20 protein-coding genes are annotated in these 19,499 nt (G+C 36.7%); 11 read left to right on the top strand and 9 right to left on the bottom strand.

All coding sequences use genetic code 11. The features are described 5' to 3' along the window. Positions 1 to 174 precede the first annotated feature (174 nt). Positions 175 to 1,752: a SpoIID/LytB domain-containing protein gene (locus PN471_RS13535; protein WP_271777293.1), complete on the bottom strand. Its 1,578-nt coding sequence runs from the start codon at positions 1,750 to 1,752 to the stop codon at positions 175 to 177. Positions 1,753 to 2,128: 376 nt separating this feature from the next. Between PN471_RS13535 and grpE the strand changes: the two genes are divergently transcribed. Next, entirely contained in the window at positions 2,129 to 2,797 is a 669-nt protein-coding gene (gene grpE / locus PN471_RS13540) for a nucleotide exchange factor GrpE (RefSeq protein ID WP_271777294.1), read from the top strand. A 195-nt stretch (positions 2,798 to 2,992) separates the two neighbouring features. After that, complete coding sequence (locus tag PN471_RS13545) at positions 2,993 to 3,319, top strand: STAS domain-containing protein (protein ID WP_271777295.1); 327 nt, start codon at positions 2,993 to 2,995, stop codon at positions 3,317 to 3,319. A gap of 175 nt (positions 3,320 to 3,494) precedes the next feature. On the opposite strand, the gene PN471_RS13550 is transcribed toward PN471_RS13545, so the two are convergent. From PN471_RS13550 to hisF, 5 genes are all read right to left on the bottom strand, one after another. Further along, on the bottom strand, positions 3,495 to 4,631 hold the full coding sequence (locus tag PN471_RS13550) for a PP2C family protein-serine/threonine phosphatase (protein WP_271777296.1): 1,137 nt from the start codon (positions 4,629 to 4,631) through the stop codon (positions 3,495 to 3,497). Positions 4,632 to 4,638: 7 nt separating this feature from the next. Further along, on the bottom strand, positions 4,639 to 5,412 hold the full coding sequence (locus PN471_RS13555; RefSeq protein WP_271777297.1) for a DUF1350 family protein: 774 nt from the start codon (positions 5,410 to 5,412) through the stop codon (positions 4,639 to 4,641). Positions 5,413 to 5,633: 221 nt separating this feature from the next. After that, complete coding sequence (locus PN471_RS13560; RefSeq protein WP_271777298.1) at positions 5,634 to 6,320, bottom strand: hypothetical protein; 687 nt, start codon at positions 6,318 to 6,320, stop codon at positions 5,634 to 5,636. Between the two features lie 80 nt (positions 6,321 to 6,400). Beyond that, on the bottom strand, positions 6,401 to 6,592 hold the full coding sequence (locus PN471_RS13565; protein WP_193894094.1) for a hypothetical protein: 192 nt from the start codon (positions 6,590 to 6,592) through the stop codon (positions 6,401 to 6,403). A 99-nt stretch (positions 6,593 to 6,691) separates the two neighbouring features. Beyond that, complete coding sequence (gene hisF, locus PN471_RS13570) at positions 6,692 to 7,465, bottom strand: imidazole glycerol phosphate synthase subunit HisF (protein ID WP_271777340.1); 774 nt, start codon at positions 7,463 to 7,465, stop codon at positions 6,692 to 6,694. A gap of 463 nt (positions 7,466 to 7,928) precedes the next feature. On the opposite strand from hisF, the gene PN471_RS13575 reads away from it, so the two are divergent. From PN471_RS13575 to PN471_RS13595, 5 genes are all read left to right on the top strand, one after another. After that, positions 7,929 to 8,543: a hypothetical protein gene (locus tag PN471_RS13575; RefSeq protein WP_271777299.1), complete on the top strand. Its 615-nt coding sequence runs from the start codon at positions 7,929 to 7,931 to the stop codon at positions 8,541 to 8,543. A gap of 1,347 nt (positions 8,544 to 9,890) precedes the next feature. After that, positions 9,891 to 10,331 carry a helix-turn-helix domain-containing protein gene (locus tag PN471_RS13580; RefSeq protein WP_271777300.1) on the top strand — a complete coding sequence of 147 codons (441 nt, stop codon included), beginning with the start codon at positions 9,891 to 9,893 and terminating at the stop codon, positions 10,329 to 10,331. A gap of 281 nt (positions 10,332 to 10,612) precedes the next feature. Then, positions 10,613 to 10,906: an HU family DNA-binding protein gene (locus PN471_RS13585; protein WP_027401744.1), complete on the top strand. Its 294-nt coding sequence runs from the start codon at positions 10,613 to 10,615 to the stop codon at positions 10,904 to 10,906. 26 nt (positions 10,907 to 10,932) lie between these two features. Beyond that, entirely contained in the window at positions 10,933 to 12,006 is a 1,074-nt protein-coding gene (gene cobD, locus PN471_RS13590) for a threonine-phosphate decarboxylase CobD (protein WP_271777301.1), read from the top strand. 125 nt (positions 12,007 to 12,131) lie between these two features. Then, positions 12,132 to 13,589, top strand: a complete 1,458-nt coding sequence (locus PN471_RS13595; protein ID WP_271777302.1) for a dihydrolipoyl dehydrogenase family protein — start codon at positions 12,132 to 12,134, stop codon at positions 13,587 to 13,589. Positions 13,590 to 13,602: 13 nt separating this feature from the next. On the opposite strand, the gene PN471_RS13600 is transcribed toward PN471_RS13595, so the two are convergent. Continuing rightward, positions 13,603 to 15,303: a DUF3685 domain-containing protein gene (locus tag PN471_RS13600; protein WP_271777303.1), complete on the bottom strand. Its 1,701-nt coding sequence runs from the start codon at positions 15,301 to 15,303 to the stop codon at positions 13,603 to 13,605. Between the two features lie 52 nt (positions 15,304 to 15,355). Continuing rightward, positions 15,356 to 15,802 carry a Fur family transcriptional regulator gene (locus PN471_RS13605; protein WP_193892106.1) on the bottom strand — a complete coding sequence of 149 codons (447 nt, stop codon included), beginning with the start codon at positions 15,800 to 15,802 and terminating at the stop codon, positions 15,356 to 15,358. A 238-nt stretch (positions 15,803 to 16,040) separates the two neighbouring features. Here PN471_RS13605 and PN471_RS13610 point away from each other — a divergent pair, with 238 nt between their 5' ends. After that, on the top strand, positions 16,041 to 16,526 hold the full coding sequence (locus PN471_RS13610; protein ID WP_271777304.1) for a CRR6 family NdhI maturation factor: 486 nt from the start codon (positions 16,041 to 16,043) through the stop codon (positions 16,524 to 16,526). A gap of 163 nt (positions 16,527 to 16,689) precedes the next feature. Here PN471_RS13610 and PN471_RS13615 read toward each other — a convergent pair whose 3' ends face one another. Next, positions 16,690 to 17,634, bottom strand: a complete 945-nt coding sequence (locus PN471_RS13615) for a glycosyltransferase family 9 protein (protein WP_271777305.1) — start codon at positions 17,632 to 17,634, stop codon at positions 16,690 to 16,692. A gap of 150 nt (positions 17,635 to 17,784) precedes the next feature. On the opposite strand from PN471_RS13615, the gene ispD reads away from it, so the two are divergent. From ispD to PN471_RS13630, 3 genes are all read left to right on the top strand, one after another. Then, positions 17,785 to 18,465, top strand: coding sequence for a 2-C-methyl-D-erythritol 4-phosphate cytidylyltransferase (gene ispD / locus PN471_RS13620; protein WP_271777306.1), 681 nt, complete (start codon positions 17,785 to 17,787; stop codon positions 18,463 to 18,465). A 24-nt stretch (positions 18,466 to 18,489) separates the two neighbouring features. Beyond that, positions 18,490 to 19,047 carry an SMC-Scp complex subunit ScpB gene (scpB, locus tag PN471_RS13625; RefSeq protein ID WP_271777307.1) on the top strand — a complete coding sequence of 186 codons (558 nt, stop codon included), beginning with the start codon at positions 18,490 to 18,492 and terminating at the stop codon, positions 19,045 to 19,047. Between the two features lie 103 nt (positions 19,048 to 19,150). Beyond that, positions 19,151 to 19,495: a DUF760 domain-containing protein gene (locus tag PN471_RS13630; RefSeq protein WP_096667135.1), complete on the top strand. Its 345-nt coding sequence runs from the start codon at positions 19,151 to 19,153 to the stop codon at positions 19,493 to 19,495. Positions 19,496 to 19,499 lie beyond the last annotated feature (4 nt).

Raw genomic sequence — 19,499 nt, forward strand, 5'->3', positions numbered from 1 at the left:
AGGAGGAAGAATTAGAAAGATATAAGAATAGTCTCAAATTCCAGAAAGTGATAGGTTTTTAATGGTTTCAATGCTTATTCCTTGCACCTAATTCACTTTTTTACCCCGGAAACTCTTAATATATCTAGGTTTTCGGTTTATATGGCTTACGCCACGCTACGCTATCAGCAAGCCCTACTTAATACCTTTAATTTTAGTTCCTGGATAATAAAACTCCAAAATCTTAGCACTAGACCAACCCAGTTTGGCTAGGTTCTGAGCGCCTGTTTGGCTTAAACCCACCCCATGTCCTAAACCACCACCAATAAAAGCATATCCCCACAGACTGGTTTGACCTTTATTCAATGGTCGAATGTAGAAAAGCGTGCTAATGGGGGCAGCAAAGGCACTGCGGACTTCATCTTTTTGTAAGGTAAAAACGCCGATATCTGTTTTCACAGCCAGTTTTAAAACCCGTCCGCTGGAACTGCGTTTAACAACGGACATGGCTTGAATTGTTTTGAACTTGCTATAGTGGCTTTTTTTTGCTTTTAAGAACTTTTGCAAGTCCTTGGTAATTTTATTGATGTCCGTTTCTCTGTGCCAACGGAAGACATCCCATTTACTTTCATTAAATCCGGCTTTAAGATTGATGAATTTCTCGAAGTTCCGATCATCTGCTAGATTCTGATGTGATAAGTTCCACAGATTTTGATTAGGAGTATCTATGATCGGTTTTAAATAGGGACGATCTTCTCCATTCCAGATATCACTAAAGTTAGCGGTAACGCCACCTGTAGTGGAAGAATACAAAGCATCAACTATTTCGTTATTATAAGTGAGAACCTGACCTCTGGTTGAGGCGATCGCCTGATCTGTATTTTTAGCAATTCCGCTCAGTCCTTGATACACTTGACAGTGTGTGTCCGCACATAATTGATAATTATCTACCGCAAATCGGCGAACATTTCGCAAAGCATAGGTGCGGGCAATAATCGCTTGTGCTTCTAGGGCTGCCATTGGTGCATCTATGCCAATTTCATGGGGTAAAACTCCTCGCACATAAGTTTCCAAGGGTACGGTATTCACTAAGGTGTAATGCCCATAGGCGTTAGGCTGCAAGGTCAATTTTCCTGGGTAAACACGCTTTAATTCGAGTTTGTCATCGGTACTGACTTTGACCAATTCCTTACCCGCAGTCACTTCCAGATAATTGGGACTATAATTTTTACCATTTACTACCCAAGTAATTTTTGGGACTTTTGATAAAATATTGGTGGCTAAGTAAGCATTTTGATCACCGGATGTTTCTATACTTTTTAATAGCAAGCGGCGAATTAAAGGAGTGCTGTAAACGTCCCGTTTTGCCCATACTTGCCAACGTTCTGGTTGGGATATTTCCACCTCTATCCCCAAGGAACGCCAGCGATTAGCCTTATCTTCTGCTGTTTCAAAGGTGCGAAAGTCACCCAGCACCAATACTTCCTGAACCACTGTTTGGGTTAAGGGCTGCATAACTGTTGCTAACTGGATGGGTTTGTCTGTGACTAGGGTTTGTTGCTGATTACCTACTGCAAATTTTAATGTTAAGCGATCGCCTTTGGTGGGAGATAATTCTAACTTGTCTGTGGGTTTAGCCCCAAATCGTTGGACAATACCAATTTGCAATTTTACATCCTGGTTTTTGCTTACGGGTTCTGATGCGGCAGTCAATCCCAATAAGCACAAGGTTGTTATTAATCTGTAGGAGGAACGCCAAATAAATATTTTCATGCAAACTAATTCTAATTGCCCTTATGCTGTCGGAGAGGTTTTAAATTAATTAACTCAAGTTACTCATGATAAGAAGATGCAGGGCGGCAGGAAGAATCACAGATTACAAATATAGCAGGAGTCAGGAGTTCGGAGTCAGATGTACAACTGGCTCAGTGTTTAGCTTTGCAGTTGTATCCTGTATGTCATTGATTTGCGATTCGCTGTATATATTTTTTACTTATGCGCTTCTATAATACCATTACGTCTTTGCTTCGGCACATTTGCAAATCAAACTCATTACGAGTACGATTTATTGAGTGATTTTTGAGTTTCCAAAGCAGAGGATAATGAAAAAAAGGTATAATAGCTAACAATATATTAGATCCCATATTTTATGGTGCAAGTTGACTTGACTGATAATTTGCGAAATTTAATGCAAAAAGTTGGTTGTGATAGTTTTAACGCTTTAAGTCGTGCTGCTGGTGTTTCCCAATGGCAAATTTTGCAGTTGCGGAGGGGGAAAATCGCCAAGATGCGGATAGAAGTATTGGTAAAACTGTCAGAGATTTTACAAATATCTTGGGTTGAGTTGGTAGAAACTTTCGGTGTTGATGGTTTATTTTCAAGTGTCAACAACACTCATTCCTCTGATCAAAACATAAACTTATTAAGGCAAATTACGGATTTACAATCTGAGTACGAAAGATTAACATTATCAATGTTAGAACAACGGGAAGTATTACAACAAGAATTTCAGCGATCGAGTTTACAAGTATTGGAATCTTTACTATTACAATGGCCAATAGCAGCACATAGAGCCAGGGAGGATCACCAGTTAGCAGCCGTAAAAATACTACCTTTGGTAGATAAACCCCTAGAGAGATTATTACAGAGTTGGAACGTGCAAGCGATCGCTTCCGTCGGTGAGCAAATTCCTTATAATCCGCAACTTCATCAATTATTGGAGGGAACAGCACAACCAGGAGAAATCATTAAAGTCCGTTATCCAGGTTATATGCAACACGATCAGCTTTTATACCGAGCTAGAGTCAGTCCCATATAATTGTTTCTTGCGACGCAATCTACCAAAAATGCTCTAAAGGATCACTATTTTGTGTTATGAGAAACTGGAATAAATGCCTGATGAAAAATTGCTCAATATTTTTGTGTACAAAATGTCTTTATCCAATTTAACATTAAGATATACTAATAAAATCAAAATTCAGAACCTTCTTAAATAAATCAAAATTAGCATATTATGAATCAGCAGGTGAAAGTGATTTCTATCAGTGGGAGCTTCAATGCCAATAATTCTCAAAGCTTTCGACAAAGTATCACAGAATCAATGGACAGTGGAACATCCATTGTGTTAGTTGATTGTCATAATGTTACCTTTATGGATAGTTCTGGATTAGGCACGCTGGTTTTAACATTTAAAGCTTTACAAGAATCAGGGATCAAAATGGTAATTTGTTCAATTAATGAACAGGTGAGAATGCTATTTGAATTAACTGGGATGGATAGTAAATTTACAATTGTTCCTAGTCAAGAAGAATTTGAAAATCTTTTGCTTTCTGCTAATTGAGGCTCTACTATTCCCTTTATGTAAAACAAGATTGATTGTAGGTTGGGTTGAGGAACGAAACCCAACACCTCTTATTTATCCTCCTGCTAATGTTGGGTTTCACTTCGTTCAACCCAACCTACGAAAATTAAATTAATATTCTCTTCCATAAGGGGAGCGGTAGAACCCTAATTGATCAATCAAATTTAACTTGAAGAATAGATAAATCATCCTCAAATATTTCTTTAGAGTTTAATTTAATTAGGTAATCCAGTATATAATCTAGTTGATTATCAACAGAATACTGTAAGCTAATTAAAATCTGAGTAAAACCTTCTAAACTCCAAAGATTGCCATTGGATTGAGTGATTTCATAAGCACCATCACTAAAAATATAAAGGGTACTAGATTTTTCAATCTGACAATAAGCATCAACATATTTAGCTTCAGGAAACATCCCCACCGGCATTCCTGGAGTTTTTAATCTTTTTACTTCTGTGTTAGTAGGAGAGTTACCAGAAATGATAATAGCTGGTGGATGTCCAGCACTAGAGTATGTTAACTGCCGACTAACTCGATTATAAACTCCATACCAAATCGTAAAATACTTATCATTTTGATAATTTATTTGAAAGGTATTATTTAAAGCCGCTAATACCTCGCTAGGTTGATAGTAATTTAAATCTTTGAGAGCGCGGGAACGGAGGAGATTTAGTACAGAAATTGAAGGCAGAGTCGCTTTTAGTCCATGACCAGCAACATCTAGTAGGTAAATAGCTAAAGAATCAGCGTCCAGCCAATTATAGTCCAAACAATCTCCACCAAGTTGGCGTGATGGCACAAACTTAAACTGAATACTCAGGGGGTTATTTATAGGTAGGGGTAAAAGGGATTTTACATATTCTGTAGCTTCGGCTAATTCTGTTTCTAAAAGTAGTTTTTGGGTCTGTAAATCCTGACTTAATTGATGTAGACGTAAACCGGCTCTAACTCTTGCTTGAAGTTCGTTTTGTTCGATAGGTTTGGAGATAAAATCATCAGCACCAGCATCTAATCCTTTAACTCGATCTGCGACGGAATCTAAAGATGTTAATAAAATAAAAAATGTGGTAGATAATTTGGGATCTTTTTTAATGACATTACATACTTCTATCCCAGTTAATCCCGGCATAATCCAATCACATATAATTAAGGCTGGAGGTGAATCCAGCGTTCTTAGAATCCCTTCTTCTCCCGTACTCGCGGTAATAACTTGATAACCTTGTTTTTCTAAAATTCTTTTCAGGAAAATTTGGATGGATTGGTCATCATCAATAATTAGGATTTCAAACATGAGATTATTAAGAAAGGGGATTTAACCAAAACAATATAACTTGTTTTAATTGATTTAAATCTCGATAAACTTCTTGCTTTAACCATTGTCCTAAAGCATCAAAGGGACTAAAGGAAGTTCCTGGTTGCCATTTAACATCTTGTCCTAAAGGTGTGGTATGAGTGCCTGATAAAGTTTGTGTTGTCACCAGATCAGGAAAGAGTTGTTGTAAAATTATTGTTAAGTTTGCTGATTGATCTAGGCTATCTTTATTAAATCTGATTAATAAATTTCGCCGAATCTGGTAACTGTCTTGGACTATTTGGTTAGTTTGTGCGGGTGTGGGTGTAAATTCAATATCTAATTGGGAATTGAATTGGGAATTGAACTGTTCTACTAATGGTATGGCTTCATTGGCGGCAAAGTTATTAAAGGATATTAAAATATTACCAGCCCTTTGGATGGGAAACAGGCTACCAATTAGTAAATGCAATTTACAACCCATGCTATGTCCGATTCCATAGGTGGGAAGATAAAGTTTGCGGAGTTTTCCAGAGTCTTGTAACTTTTCTAGGGTATATTCAAATTTACGGAGGACAGATTTAGCGATCGCTATATGATCTAATGTATTCACAAAAGGTGTAGCAATAATCACATATCCTTGATCCGCTAAGTTTTCCAGTAACCAACGATAAGTTAAATGTGGTAAGGTGGCGACAAATGCACCACCTAAAAAATGAATAATCCCGATAGGATTACGGGGAATAAGTACCCAATTGCCTCTAATTTCTTGCCAGTTCATTTAAAAAGTTTGTAGAATAGGATGTAGGGGCGCAGGGCCTGCGCCCTGTCAGGAGTCAGGATAAGAAAGAACAAGAAGAAGAAAGTATTTTATATATAGCAATCCTAAATGATTTATGAAGACTTCTGTTTCCTGTTCCCTGTTCCCTTCTCTCACCGATAAGTTCTCAACTTAAATAGGATTGCTATGGCTATATTTTACATCTAAACATATATCAAATCTTAACTTTGACTTTGTAAATTTTTCATTTCTCGCTGTACATCTAGGGAAATTTGCAAGGCTTCATTTAATAATTTACCATGTTCGGTGGCTTCTTCAGTAATTTGCATTGATGCCAAAGCGGCTAAATTATTGGTAAATAAATCAGTATTAGTGATAATAAAACTTTTATTTTCTCGCAAAATTCTCTCTGTTTTTAAAGCGCGGATTAAATCGTTTCTAGTTAATTCAAGTGCTAATAATACTTTTTCTCTTTCTTGGATACTGACTCCTAAATTACCGACATCCTCAATTTGGTCATTAATATCTATAGCTTTAATCACCGAATTATATCTTTCCACATCATTTAGTAAAATCCGCAAAGAATTGGTCATATTCTGCTTGAGAAACTTACTTTTACCTTTCCATAATAAATATAATAATATTTGGATACTCCCACTTGTCCATAAAATAAAAATAATTAATAACAGTAAAGATGATAGTTTTACTAATAGGTAAGTACAAACAGAAATAGCCGATCCAGCGAAAACAACAGTAGCAATTTCTGTTTTTTGAGCTTTTTTCAGCAACTTGATACTGAATTGCTGGATAATATGAGTAATAATTATTAATTTATTATCAACAGGTAAATTAGTCGCATCTTGAAGTTGATCATGACTAATATCCAATCCCTGCAAATCATCTCGCACAGTTGCTAAATCCTTAACTACTATTGATTTAGTCTAATATAACAACTGGATTTCCACAATGGCAATTACCAATTACCAAACTAAGTTACTTGTAACAAATAGCTCATACAGTTCCCCATTAAAAAGTAAACTACTAGCATTGCTGCTGCGGCTAATGCCACTAGTGTACCAGCCAGCATGAGCGAAAATTCTTTATGCTGATAAGCTTTTTCCATTAGGTGTAGCGACCATGCTACAAGTGCGACATCAAAGATTAAAATAGGAATCAACATATTTCTTAATATTTCTTAATAGAAGTACCCTTATCTTAACACTGTTTTGGATAACTGTGTTTTGTCTTCAATAGATGCAGTTGGTCGCTGTATTTGATCTCAAGTAGGAAGCCGGACAGGAACATGGCGTTCTTGCAAATAGGTTTTAATTTGTGCCACGCTTAGTTTCCCAAAATGTAACAAAGACGCTAAAAGTGCAGCTTCGGCTTTACCTTCCGTTAAAGCAGTGTGAATATGTTCACAATTCCCTGCACCACCAGAAGCGATGACGGGGATTTCCACAGCATTAGCGATCGCTTTTGTCAATTCCAAATCATAACCAGCTTGAGTTCCATCAGCATCCATACTCGTCACCAACAATTCTCCAGCGCCTCGTTTTGTGACTTCCTCAGCCCACCAAAGGGCATCAATACCAGTATTTTCTCTGCCGCCGCGAACGTAGACATCCCAGCCAGGATTTTCAGGATCAAGTCTACGTCTAGCATCAATAGCTACAACAATACACTGATTACCAAAGCGATCGCTGGCATGATTAATTAAATCTGGGTTTCTGACCGCCGCCGAATTAATACTAACCTTATCAGCCCCTGCCCTTAACAAACCTTTAACATTTTCTAATGTTTGAATCCCACCACCCACAGTCAGGGGAATGAAGACCTGTTCAGCAGTCCGGTAAACCACATCAATAATCGTGTCCCTGTCTTCATGAGTAGCCGTAATATCCAGAAACACTAACTCATCTGCACCGGCTTGATTGTAAACCTTGGCCAGTTCTACAGGATCACCCGCATCCTTAAGATCCACAAAGTTAATTCCCTTCACAACCCTGCCCGCCTTGACATCTAGACAAGGTAAGATTCTTTTAGACAACATAACGACTTTTTCACTCCCGGTAATTGCTAGGAATTTAAATTGTAAAGGCAATTGGGGAATAGATGACAAGAGAGGGTTAATATCAGTCAGTTGTCATTGGTCAGTTGTCAGTTGTCATGGAAATAAGTAGTTTAACACTGATAATCCTGTAAATCCTATAATCCTGGACATCCTGATTCTGACAATTATCTCGTTCCCAGTTTCAGACTTGGAATGCTATCATCAAGGTTCTGCCTCCGCTATTATTGATAGCGCAGCGTGGCGTAAGGAATGTGAATTAAATAAAGTGCAAAAGTAGGGTGTGTTAGCGACAGCGTAACGCACCATTCCACGTTAAATCAGAATTGCAGGTTATTAAATTTGCGTTCCTAAGCCATAATCAGAGACTCCTAGAATCCTATACAGAGTATGGGAACGAGAAAATCCTTAAATTACTAAACAATAAACAGGTATTAAAAATAAAATGCCAAGAACAAACATTATTAATCCAGATCAGTCTTATACTTTTGCTGATTATTTTAAACTTAACTTTGCTCCGCAAGATATTTTAGCTTATTTTAATGTTTCTCTTCAACGTCACGCTTTAAAATTGCCTCAATCTACTCATACTCTTGATCGTTTAACTGATCTAAAAGCACGTATTGAAGAAGTTTTACCTCGTCTTAGTCTAACTAGTGAAATGGCCCGAAGGGAATTTCTGATTGCTCCAGTTTTAACGGACGTGCTGCACTATACTCAAGCTACGCTTAATATTGAATATCCGATTGTTGTTAATCATCAATTAAAAGGTTCTTTAGATTATTTCATGCAAAACTGCCAAATTTTTCTAGTTGTTGAAGCTAAAAATGAAGACTTAGAAAAAGGTTTTTTGCAATTAGCAATTGAACTAATTGCTCTTGATCAATGGATTGAATCAGACAAGAATATTTTACATGGTGCAGTTTCTACAGGCAATATTTGGCAGTTTGGGAAATTTGATCGTCAGTCTCAGACAGTAACTCAAGACCTTGATTTATATCGTGTTCCGGCTGACTTGGAGGATTTATTGAGAATTTTAGTGGAAATTTTGGAATCTTAATGATTTTTATACTACTTCATTTTAAAAGTTATTTAAGATAGTTCTTCCTTATCAAGCTCAGAATAACATATTTAAAATGAGATGTCAATAGGTTTATTACCTTTTTTTGGCGATGAGTTATGAGATGATGAAAATATTTCTTTGGATTATTATCTGATGCTTTGGGAATAATTGTCTGATAGCGCGGATTAGGTTGTTTGCTATGATAAGAGTCACTAAAATCCGTCTAATCCGTGATTCAGACCCTATTTTATTTTTTTCAAAATGAGAATTGCTGAGGATTTACAGGATTATATGTATAAGAGTAATTATTGTGGATGATTTATGGGATTTACTTTAATTATTGCCTCATTTTCTATCTAAGCAATTTTCTATCTATGGTTTTAGTAGTTGTTCTCAATGGTTTTTGGTAAGTTAATGATGAATTACGCAAATCAGAGTTAGTTTTGTGAGAGTTTCCCACAAAATCGCATTATATTTATTTAACTCAAGCATGATCTTCTTCAGGATTTTAGTAATTTATCAAGTATTTTGACAATTATGATCCTGTAAATCCTATAATCCTGGATATCCTGATTCAGACAACTTTAAGATTGTATGACAATCATTTCTTTATCTATCATGATCAGATGCTTCTGTTTGCTGCTGCAAAATTCCCGAAGACATGACAATAAATCAGGATTGCTTTCTATTTGCTCGCCAAGCTATACTAGCAACTTGAGTTAAATAAATTGTTACTTTACAAAACTATTAAAAATATATAAACTAAATAAAAATTTCTATAGCTATAAACTAATATTTGCAGCGCCAATATAGGTTGCAGTCTTGATTTATCACAATTAGAGCAATTTGTACACATTCCATAGGAAGATGATATGTGACTAGAGTAGCACTAAATTGATTGAGTACGTTGTTAAGCACAGCAATTATGGAGGTTTGGTTATAGCACCAAACCTTTTTTTTCGCTTCTCAAATTCAGGAGTCAAGAGCATTGGTATTAGTGTTAAATTAACAAAAAAACCATCCCGCAAGGAACTCAAGTTCCTTGCTAATAGCGCAAGTTGTCTTTTGATGACTGAACACTAGGAAAATCTATTCAGTAGGTTTACACAATAAAAGCGAAATAGTAAGTCTGGAAGGCAACAGATAAGCTATTTTTAATTTAAGTTATTGTTGTATATTAATACACTAATAAATACAGAGCATACAGAATATTTGTAATTATATTAAAGCTCATAAAGTCTTGACAAAACCCATAAGTAATGTGTTAACATGGGAACGTTGACAAATATGCTGCCCAAAATACACATCAGTATACCAAATACATTAATTTAGATTAAAAGGATTATGGGATGCCGACTGAAAATTTTGTTAAGTGATGAAGAAAAATTAACTTTAGAAGAGTTGAGAAAAGCTAAGGATGTTCCTCAGCGGACAAAAGACCGCGCTCAAGTTCTACTGTTAAATGCTCGTGGATTAAATAACGAACAAATTGCTCAAGGTTTAAACTGGGCAGTTTCTACAGTCCGTCAGACCCTACATCGTTGGCAAAAGATGGGTTTAGCCGGATTATGGGATGCTCCAGGTCGAGGCGGAAAACCCCGCTATTCAGAAAATGATTTAGAGTACCTAGAAAACTGTCTAGTTGAAGAACCTCAGACTTATAACTCTAAACAACTAGCCAAAAAATTAGCATCTGAGCGACAAGTTTACTTGAGTCCAGACCGACTCCGCAGAGTTCTCAAAGCCAGAGGTAAGGGGCAGAGGGAAATGACAACTGACAACTAAGTATTTATTTCTAATAAATAGGGTATTTTAATTACAAGAAAGAGGTGAAAAAGCAAAAAAATCCTGAAATCTATATAAATTAATAGTTTCATCTATCCACTTCGGGCGACAACACCTTAGAATGATTCATTGAAAAGTCAAGTCAATCGTATTTGCAGCGATTTTGAGTGTAAATACTCTCAAGGAACGATTTTTGTATTTCTACAAACAGAGATTTACGTAAAGATGCTTTAATGGTGCATTCTGAGAAATAATCTCTGATAAAACTTTAGGAGTTTGATATGAACAAGGGCGAATTAGTTGATGCAGTAGCTGAAAAGGCTAATGTTACCAAGAAACAGGCTGACCAAGTTTTGAGCGCTGCCATCGAAACTATTGTGGAAGCGGTTTCTTCCGGTGATAAAGTGACATTAGTGGGATTTGGTTCGTTTGAATCACGGGAACGCAAAGCCCGTGAAGGACGTAACCCCAAAACGAACGAAAAAATGGAAATTCCCGCTACCAGAGTTCCCGCTTTCTCTGCTGGAAAACTGTTTAGAGAAAGAGTAGCGCCCCCAAAAGAGCCAAAAGAATAAGTTCGGTTATAAGAAGGATATTTTTGATGCCACAACAAGCACACGGGGGAAACTTGGCTTGGGCAGCAGCACTGGCTGGCTGTTCCCCTGATGCTATTGTGGATTTTTCTGCCAGTATCAGCCCGTTGGGACCACCAAATAGTGTGATTACGGCGATTGTGTCTCAACTAGGCAGTTTGAGGAATTATCCTGACCCAGAGTATGGTGAATTACGACTTGCTCTGAGTCATTTTCATCAATTACCTACTGAGTGGATTTTGCCGGGTAATGGTTCAGCAGAATTATTAACCTTGGTGGGTAGAGAATTAGCACAATTAGCAGCAACGGTTGTACTAACTCCAGCTTTTGGCGACTATTACCGCACGCTTGCGGCTGATAATGCTAAAGTTCTGGAGTTTCCTGTGGATTTGTCCAGGGGAAAGGGGAATATGTCTCTGTTGCCAGATTTCGGATTGGAAACTTCAGGTTTTGGGTTATTGCTGAATAACCCCCATAATCCAACGGGAAAGTTATTTTTGCGGGAATCTGTTTTACCGTATTTGAAAAAGTTTGCTTTGGTGGTGGTAGATGAAGCGTTTATGGATTTTTTGCCACCGGCAGCGGAACAAAGTTTAATTGGGTTGGTGCAGGAATACGAGAATTTGGTGATTTTACGATCGCTCACCAAATTTTACAGTTTACCAGGGCTAAGATTAGGATATGCGATCGCTCACCCTCAACGTTTAGCTAAGTGGAAATCATGGCGAGATCCTTGGCCTGTAAATACTTTAGCAGCAGCCGCAGCGATCGCCGCCCTCCAAGATACAGAATTTCAAAATCTCACCTGGAAATGGCTGCCAGGGGCGAGAAATCAACTATTTCAAGGTCTAGCCTCAATTCCTAGTTTAACCCCCCTAGAAGGCTCTGTTAACTACCTATTGGTACAATCTCAAGGACCTACTTCCCAGCTACAACAAAATTTACTTCAGCAACACCAGATCTTAATTCGTGATTGTTTAAGCTTTAAGGAATTAGGCGATCGCTTTTTCCGCGTCGCAGTCCGTACAAAAGCTGATAATCAATGCCTATTAACAGCACTTGAAACAATTCAAAATCAATAGCAGGAGTTCAGGCGGTAGGGGCGCAGGGCCTGCGCCCATTCAGGAGTATGGCTAACGCTGCGCTATCAGGAGGAAGAAGGGAGAAGGGAGAAGGGAGAAGGAAGAATAAAATTACCTAATGACAAATGACAAATATTGATTACGACATCGTTGTTATTGGTGGCAGTATTACTGGATACCAAGCGGCTTTAAGTGCTACTCGGCTACACGCTAAAGTTGCCTTGATTATTAGCGCAGATTTTTCTCATAACTATAATTTGAATTATCAATACATACTTAGTGAAATTAGTCAAATTACTCAGAAATATTATAATTTAGCAAATCTAGGAATTTACGAAAAAAATATTCAATTAAATCCAGAATCTTTAAATTTAAACAAAGGATTGTTGTATGCAAATGCTGTTGCCAAAAATATTAATCAAATAAATTCAGCAGAGAATTTAGCTGCCCAAGGAGTTGATATTATTGTTGGCAATGGTCAATTTCAATCTTCTCCTCAATTAAGTTTTACAGTTAATGAAAGACGGTTATATAGTCGTACTTACTTACTCGCTAATGGTTCTCGTCCATTAATTCCTAATATTTCAGGATTAGATACTATTAAATATCTAACTTTAGCTAATATTTGGCAATCTTTAGAAAAAACCACATTACCCGAAAATTGGGTGATAATTGGTGGTGTTCCTCAAAGTATAGAAATAGCCCAAGTTTTAGCCAGATGTGGTTGTCAAGTCACATTAATAGTCAAATATTCTAGCATTTTGCCTAGTCTTGATACAGAAATAGCCAAATTACTAACAGCACAATTAGAAATTGATGGTGTACGGATTTTAACACAAACTCAAGTTACCCAAGTCCGACAAATAGATCATAAGAAATGGGTACAAGCTGGAAATCAAGCCATTGAAACCGATGAAATTTTCATTGGTGCTGGACAACAGCCAAATTTAGAGGATCTGAATTTACCAGCGGTAGGAGTAAAATGGCATCAACACCGCTTGGTTGTCAATGAAAAATTACAAACTACAAATCATCGAATTTACGCTTGTGGTGATGTGCTAGGTGGTTATGATATTCAGAGTATTGGTAATTATGAAGCTAATATTGCTGTCAAAAATGCCCTATTCTTTCCCAAACTAAAAGTTAATTATGAATTTGTTCCCTGGGGAATATATTCTCAGCCCAGGGTAGCACAAGTTGGTTTAACAGAAAAACAAGCTAAAAACCAATATTCTCAAAAGCAAGTTTTAGTTTTTAAGCAATATTTTAAAACAGCCACGGCGGCACAAATACAAGCAGAAATTACAGGTGTTTGTAAATTAGTAGTTTTGGAAAATGGAAAAATTCTGGGATGTTCTATATTGGGAATAGCAGCAGAAGAATTAATTAATTTAATTAGTTTAGCAATCTCACAAAATATGAAAATTCAGTATTTGGCTAAATTATCACCTGTTTATCCCAGTTTTTCCGAAATTCTTATGGAAATAGTGCGAGAATGGCATAGACAGAGAATTAATCAAAACCATACTTTTTCAGAATTGCTACTAAGTTTCTTTAATTATCGTCGTGATTGGAATTTATAGTGCGTAACTCCTATTATCTATTCTTCCGTTGTCCTTTTTCTGATAAAGAAACACTACCAATTCCTTGTAAAATACCTCGACCAACTAAACCTAAACCTCTACCAACTATTTGAGTAAGAACGAAAACAATTCCAGTTCCTAAAAACCCTACCAATGATTGTATACGTGGAGAAATAGCATCCCGAAATTCCAGTATTAATGTTACCCCTAAAGGAATACCGGAAAGTTGAGCTAATTCTTGATTTCGAGGGGCATAAATTGATGTTTTCCTAATTCCTCGCGGGGAAAAAATAAAGAACTCATAGCGACTTTCAAAAATAGTTTGTGCTTCAGTTATATATTGATATAATTGATATTTCCAAGACAAATTATTTCTGAATTTCTCAATTTCCCTAGTAGAAATCATTTGCCAATTATAAAAATTTTGTTTAATACTTTCCTCGTCTGCTAAGTTATTTAGTAATGGTTGAATTACAGCATTAGCTATATGAATCAATAAATTTTCTAAAATTAATAATGCTTGAGATTGAGATTCTTTAGTTCCTGCTGGGTAAGAAACATTATCAATACATAAATCTGTTAGTAGCAGCAAATAAGACAATAACTCAAATAATAACGGCACTTTATTAATAATTTCTGTTTGCAAATCTGTAGTTTTATCTAATAAAAAATTGACTAAATTTATTTCTTGTTTATCTAAAATAATCCGATAATAATTACCAAAAAATTCCGTAATAGCAAATTTCCATAAATCTAGATAAATCTGATTTTGTAAATTAAATAGCTGATTTTCATCGAAATTAAAAGTATGTATTTCTTCCACCTGAGTAAAAAATTTCCTCAGAATAATATAAAGCAACTCTCGCTTTTTATTTTCTCGGAGAATATCAATTTCTAAAGGTGTATTAGTGAGATTTTCTAAAGAAAATTGCAATTTATTTAAACATAAAGTCAATAATTCAGATTGCAGTTGTCGACAACTAACTATAGGTGGTATGTTAACTGATGGTAGTAGTTCCAAATCAGATTTAATAATATTATCCTGGTTTTGAATATTTAGGGATAGTAATTGGTTTTTTGGTGGTAGTTTTTGTCTTTCTTGTGGTATCGTCAATAAGTGATTAACAACCCAACGAGCGGCTAAAAGTTCCCGTCGTTGTCCTGCTAAAATTGCTTTATCTAATAAGGGTATTCCTGGTGTTTTTAATTTCTCTGTAACTAGATTAATGGCTTGATTAATATTATCAATTCCTGAATTTTGTAAATTATTTCGTAACTTAGCAAATGGCAAAGGAGAATTAATCATTACTGGTTCTGTGAACCAATAATAACCACCATTAGCTACTTCTTGAAGAATGGGGACTAATTGAGAAATTGATATCCCTTTAGGACAATAACCATTTATTCCTATTGCTTTGGCCGCAATGAGCATTTCTGGTTGGGATTTTGAACTTAAAAGTAATATAGGTAGATGGGGATACAAGGATTTTAGTTGTTTACAGAACTGCAAACCCAATTGTTCATTCTCTAATTCTAAAATGATTAATTTAATTTGCTGGGAATTTACTTCTGCTAAAACCTGTAAAGCTGCGGTATCTGTGGCAACATCTGCTATAACTTGTAAATTAGGAATAGCTTCGAGTGTTACCTTTAGTCCTAAACGGAAAATTGGATCTGGGTCAATTAATAAGAATTGTAATAGGCGATCGCTCATTTTCACAAAAGATTTGATTCCTGATTTTTAGGCTAGTTTAAATTCTCAATTTCTAATCATTCATTTTGTCACGATAACCATAAAAGTTAATAGTATATTCAGAAATCTTAATCCCCGTTTGCGCTTCTACTTGACGTAACAAATCTTCAGGTAGTTCTATCTGCACATCTAAAATCTGATTTGTATCTATACAGTTAACATGACTATGGGAATCACTATTATTTCCATATAATCGTCCATCACCATGTTCAATACACTCTATAATACTCTGGCTAGATAAAGCTTCTAAATTTTGATATACTGAGGTATGTCCAATTTCTTTACCTTCTTGATTGAGTCGATCATAAATCTCCCTAGCAGAAAGATGCTCTTTTGCTCGCCAAAGCAACTCCAGTATAAAGCGTCGCTGACGACTGATACGCATTCCCAACATTTGACACCTATCCAAAGCATCTTCTAAGGAACGAATAGGTTTAAGACAACTTCCTTGCTTGTACATATTTTAGGTTGTGAATTCTAGAAATTGGAAATCAATTCAAAATACCCTCACGACAGGACTCACTCCCGCAAAATTAAAGAACACTTTGCCTTTTGCCTGCTTACTAATTTATAATGTTCTGAATCTAAAACAAACTCATAACAACTTTATCTTAAAATTCCTCCCAATGTCTACCTCAAGTGGTTAAAAAACTGTTACTGTGAATTGTCAACACTGTTGAGTAAGTATCTATCAGTCCATGACAATCACAATCACCCTCAACAACGATTCTATTTATAGTTTAGATGTATCACCTGCCTTAATGGTGATTGAACCACTACTGCAAGCCGGAAATATTTCCTCCTATGAACAGCAACTACGTCTAGAAATTAATTATGAACGGGAAGAAAATGATCCACGGGAGTTATCGGAAATTCCCGAGGTAAGACTGTGGTTTGTGCGTCTTGATGCTAAATATCCCTGGTTGCCATTTTTACTAGACTGGAAAGCTGGAGAATTATCTAGATATGCAGCAATGTTAGTACCTCATCAGTTTAGTTCTAAAGAAGGTATCCAGTACAACCCCGAAGCCTTAGAAATATTTTTGATGCACAAAATCTTTATTTTAAGTGATTGGTTGTACAAACAAGATATTGTGAGTCCATCTCGACTCAAATCCTTAGCGCAAATTCTGGGCTATGAATTAGATGATGCTTTCTTTGAAATGATTGAAAAAACTAATTAATTGGAAAGGGAACAGGTGACAGGTTACAGGTGACAGGTTACAGGTGACAGGTTACAGGTGACAGGTGACAGGTGACAGGTGACAGGTGACAGGTGACAGGGAAAAAATTTCCTCCTGACTCCTGCTAGTTGATTTTGAATCTAAAATCCAAAATTGATCATAGCTAACTTCCCCAAATTTTTTCTAAGACTATTTGGGGTGTAATATCCGCTAGTTTTCCAGTGGGTGAGGTAATAGTTAAGACTTTTTCACTTGTGGGTAATAATTTTTTTTCTGAATCCGTAGAATTAAGCAAAGCTATTGTATATGTTTCTACTGCTATGCTCAATTGCAGAAGACTATTTTCTACAGACAACATTAAACTAGCGCCACCAATAATGGCTGTTAGTTTGCCAATATCATCGGGGGAAGTAACTTTAATATTGTGACAATGTTCTAAAATTGAAAGCACAAACGACTCATTATCAGCTTCTTTAATGACAACAACAGGTAAATCTGGTTGTTTTTCTTGGCAAGCTACAATGATTTTTTGCCAACTTTCTACAGGGTAGGTTGTATCTAAATCAGTTCCACCAGCATTGATGAGAATAAAACCTGTTTTGCTTACGCCCAAACGGTTTTGTTCTCTTTGCGCCCATTCGATGTCTACTTTAGGCACATTTACTGATAGTGGAGGACAAGGAGTATTAATCTTTAAAGGTTTGAGTAGGTCATGGTACACTTTTGCCACATATTGGGATAGGTTGGGTGTAATGGGATTAGTGAAAAAAACCGCACCTTGTCCTTGGTAGCCAATGCGTGTGGGTATTCCTGTTAACCACATTAGCAATCCTACTAACCAACTTTGTCCGACAATAATAGCGATATCATACTCACGATCGCGGATCATGCCAACTAAGTTACCCCAATCAGCCAAACTATTCCGATCTTTGTAGTCAAAAGTTAATACATCATGAACTGACTTGCTGACTCGGTAAGCAGCCTTTGACTGGGGTTCGACAATGACATCTATCTGCGCGTCGGGATAATAACGCTTAAGATCATCAAGAGTGGCAAAAAAAAGAATCTGGTTATCAATTGAACCAGGTACAAGGGCTACTACACGCATAATATTTATTAACGTTTATTGTTTTATATTTTAGGAGAATATAGGAATTCAGAAGTTCGGAAGTTCAAAATTTAATCAGTCAAGGATTTAGGATTCAAAAGGTTTTGAATTTATTTTATTTATCCTCTATTTGAAAATTAAGGAAAAGTTGTGCATTTACTAATTCCCGCCGCTGGCAGTGGCAAAAGAATGGGCGCTGCTCGTAATAAACTTTTATTACAGGTACGCTCAAAACCCTTGATTGCTTGGACTTTGTTGGCGACAGAAGCCGCAAGTTCTATTAGTTGGATAGGAATTGTTTCTCAACCTCAAGATTGGGACGAGTTCAAGTCTATTATCGCTGACTTAAAGCTGAAAAAAACAATAGAATTAATTTCTGGTGGTTCTACCCGTCAAGAGTCAGTCTATAATGGTTTACAGGCATTGCCAAGTAACGCGGGACAGGTATTAATCCATGATGGCGCTCGTTGTTTGGCAACACCAGATTTATTTAACGCTTGTTCTGAAGCAATTCTTAATTGCTCTGGTTTAATTGCAGCTGTACCTGTTAAGGATACCATTAAAGTTGTTGATGACAATGGCATAATTAAAAGTACACCAGAACGTAAACAACTTTGGGCGGCTCAAACCCCTCAAGGGTTCGATGTCAAATTGTTAAAACAGTGCCATGCTGAAGGTGTCCGTCAAGGCTGGGAAGTGACTGATGATGCGGCTTTGTTGGAAAAATGCGGTATTGAGGTGAGGATAGTTTCCGGGGAAGAGACTAATTTAAAAATTACCACTCCTCAAGATTTAGCGATCGCCGAATTTATACTTAGTTATAGAGAATAGCTAATAACAACTGACAACTGACTAATGCCCAAAAATATACCTATAGCCGGCAAAATAGAAGCGATTCTTTATTTAAAGGGTAAACCCTTATCACTAAGTGAAATTGCTGAATATGCGAAATGCGATCGCCTGACGGCAGAAGAAGGAATTATCGAACTAATTGAGAATTATTCCCGGCGAGATACAGCTTTAGAAGTCGTAGAAACTGAACATGGTTATAGTTTACAACTGCGGTCAGAATTTCATGATTTAGTACAAGCTATCATACCAGTAGAATTGGGAGTTGGGGCATTACGGACATTAGCCGCGATCGCCCTCCATAATCCCATATTGCAAAGCGAATTGATTAATTTACGGGGTTCGGGAGCTTATCAGCACGTTCAAGAATTAGTAGAATCCGGTTTTGTCCGCAAACGCCGAGAAGGTGATTCTCGTTCCTTTTCCCTGCAAATAACCCCCAAATTTCATCAATATTTTCAAATCGAACAACTACCCCAAATTTTGGCAATTCCCGACAAAGAACAGCAACTAGAACTAGAGTTACAAGGATTAGAGGCAGAGGAGGAAACAAGTGAAAATTAAAAACCTATTCTTTATTCCCTATTTCCTTTTCTCTGTAGAAAATACGCTACCCTATGAATATGGTTTAGAGTATAATCAGCAGTTAAGCTAATATAAATCGCCAATGGTGTTTGATCCTGACTTTTTGCAAGACGACTCTGAGCAACACCCTAATCAACTTCTGAATGATCGCTTTGGGGACAACCCAAACCAGTTACTAAAATATTTACAGCATCAATCTCCTGAAGTTTTAGCCCGTGTCGCCCAAGCTGTCAGCCCCGAAATTAAACAAATCATTTCCCAGAATGTCCAAGGACTCGTGGGAGTGATACCGACAGAACATTTTAATGTGCAAATTACAACAGACCGGGAAAATTTAGCGGGACTACTAGCATCGGCAATGATGACGGGCTATTTTCTCCGCCAAATGGAACAGAGGATGCAATTGGAACATTTATCCAATCAATAGGAGT

Origin of the sequence: Aphanizomenon sp. CS-733/32 (genome assembly GCF_028330045.1) — a bacterium.
Classification (GTDB): Bacteria; Cyanobacteriota; Cyanobacteriia; order Cyanobacteriales; family Nostocaceae; genus Dolichospermum; species Dolichospermum gracile.

Coding starts and splice junctions, on each gene's coding strand:
- PN471_RS13565 (WP_193894094.1), bottom strand. CDS start 6,592: ATGTTGATTCCTATTTTAATCTTTGATGTCGCACTTGTAGCATGGTCG.
- PN471_RS13615 (WP_271777305.1), bottom strand. CDS start 17,634: ATGCGTGTAGTAGCCCTTGTACCTGGTTCAATTGATAACCAGATTCTT.
- PN471_RS13545 (WP_271777295.1), top strand. CDS start 2,993: ATGAATCAGCAGGTGAAAGTGATTTCTATCAGTGGGAGCTTCAATGCC.
- grpE (WP_271777294.1), top strand. CDS start 2,129: ATGGTGCAAGTTGACTTGACTGATAATTTGCGAAATTTAATGCAAAAA.
- PN471_RS13605 (WP_193892106.1), bottom strand. CDS start 15,802: ATGTACAAGCAAGGAAGTTGTCTTAAACCTATTCGTTCCTTAGAAGAT.
- hisF (WP_271777340.1), bottom strand. CDS start 7,465: ATGTTGTCTAAAAGAATCTTACCTTGTCTAGATGTCAAGGCGGGCAGG.
- PN471_RS13575 (WP_271777299.1), top strand. CDS start 7,929: ATGCCAAGAACAAACATTATTAATCCAGATCAGTCTTATACTTTTGCT.
- PN471_RS13630 (WP_096667135.1), top strand. CDS start 19,151: ATGGTGTTTGATCCTGACTTTTTGCAAGACGACTCTGAGCAACACCCT.
- PN471_RS13555 (WP_271777297.1), bottom strand. CDS start 5,412: ATGAACTGGCAAGAAATTAGAGGCAATTGGGTACTTATTCCCCGTAAT.
- PN471_RS13580 (WP_271777300.1), top strand. CDS start 9,891: ATGGGATGCCGACTGAAAATTTTGTTAAGTGATGAAGAAAAATTAACT.
- PN471_RS13550 (WP_271777296.1), bottom strand. CDS start 4,631: ATGTTTGAAATCCTAATTATTGATGATGACCAATCCATCCAAATTTTC.
- scpB (WP_271777307.1), top strand. CDS start 18,490: ATGCCCAAAAATATACCTATAGCCGGCAAAATAGAAGCGATTCTTTAT.
- cobD (WP_271777301.1), top strand. CDS start 10,933: ATGCCACAACAAGCACACGGGGGAAACTTGGCTTGGGCAGCAGCACTG.
- PN471_RS13595 (WP_271777302.1), top strand. CDS start 12,132: ATGACAAATATTGATTACGACATCGTTGTTATTGGTGGCAGTATTACT.
- PN471_RS13585 (WP_027401744.1), top strand. CDS start 10,613: ATGAACAAGGGCGAATTAGTTGATGCAGTAGCTGAAAAGGCTAATGTT.
- PN471_RS13610 (WP_271777304.1), top strand. CDS start 16,041: ATGACAATCACAATCACCCTCAACAACGATTCTATTTATAGTTTAGAT.
- PN471_RS13600 (WP_271777303.1), bottom strand. CDS start 15,303: ATGAGCGATCGCCTATTACAATTCTTATTAATTGACCCAGATCCAATT.
- PN471_RS13535 (WP_271777293.1), bottom strand. CDS start 1,752: ATGAAAATATTTATTTGGCGTTCCTCCTACAGATTAATAACAACCTTG.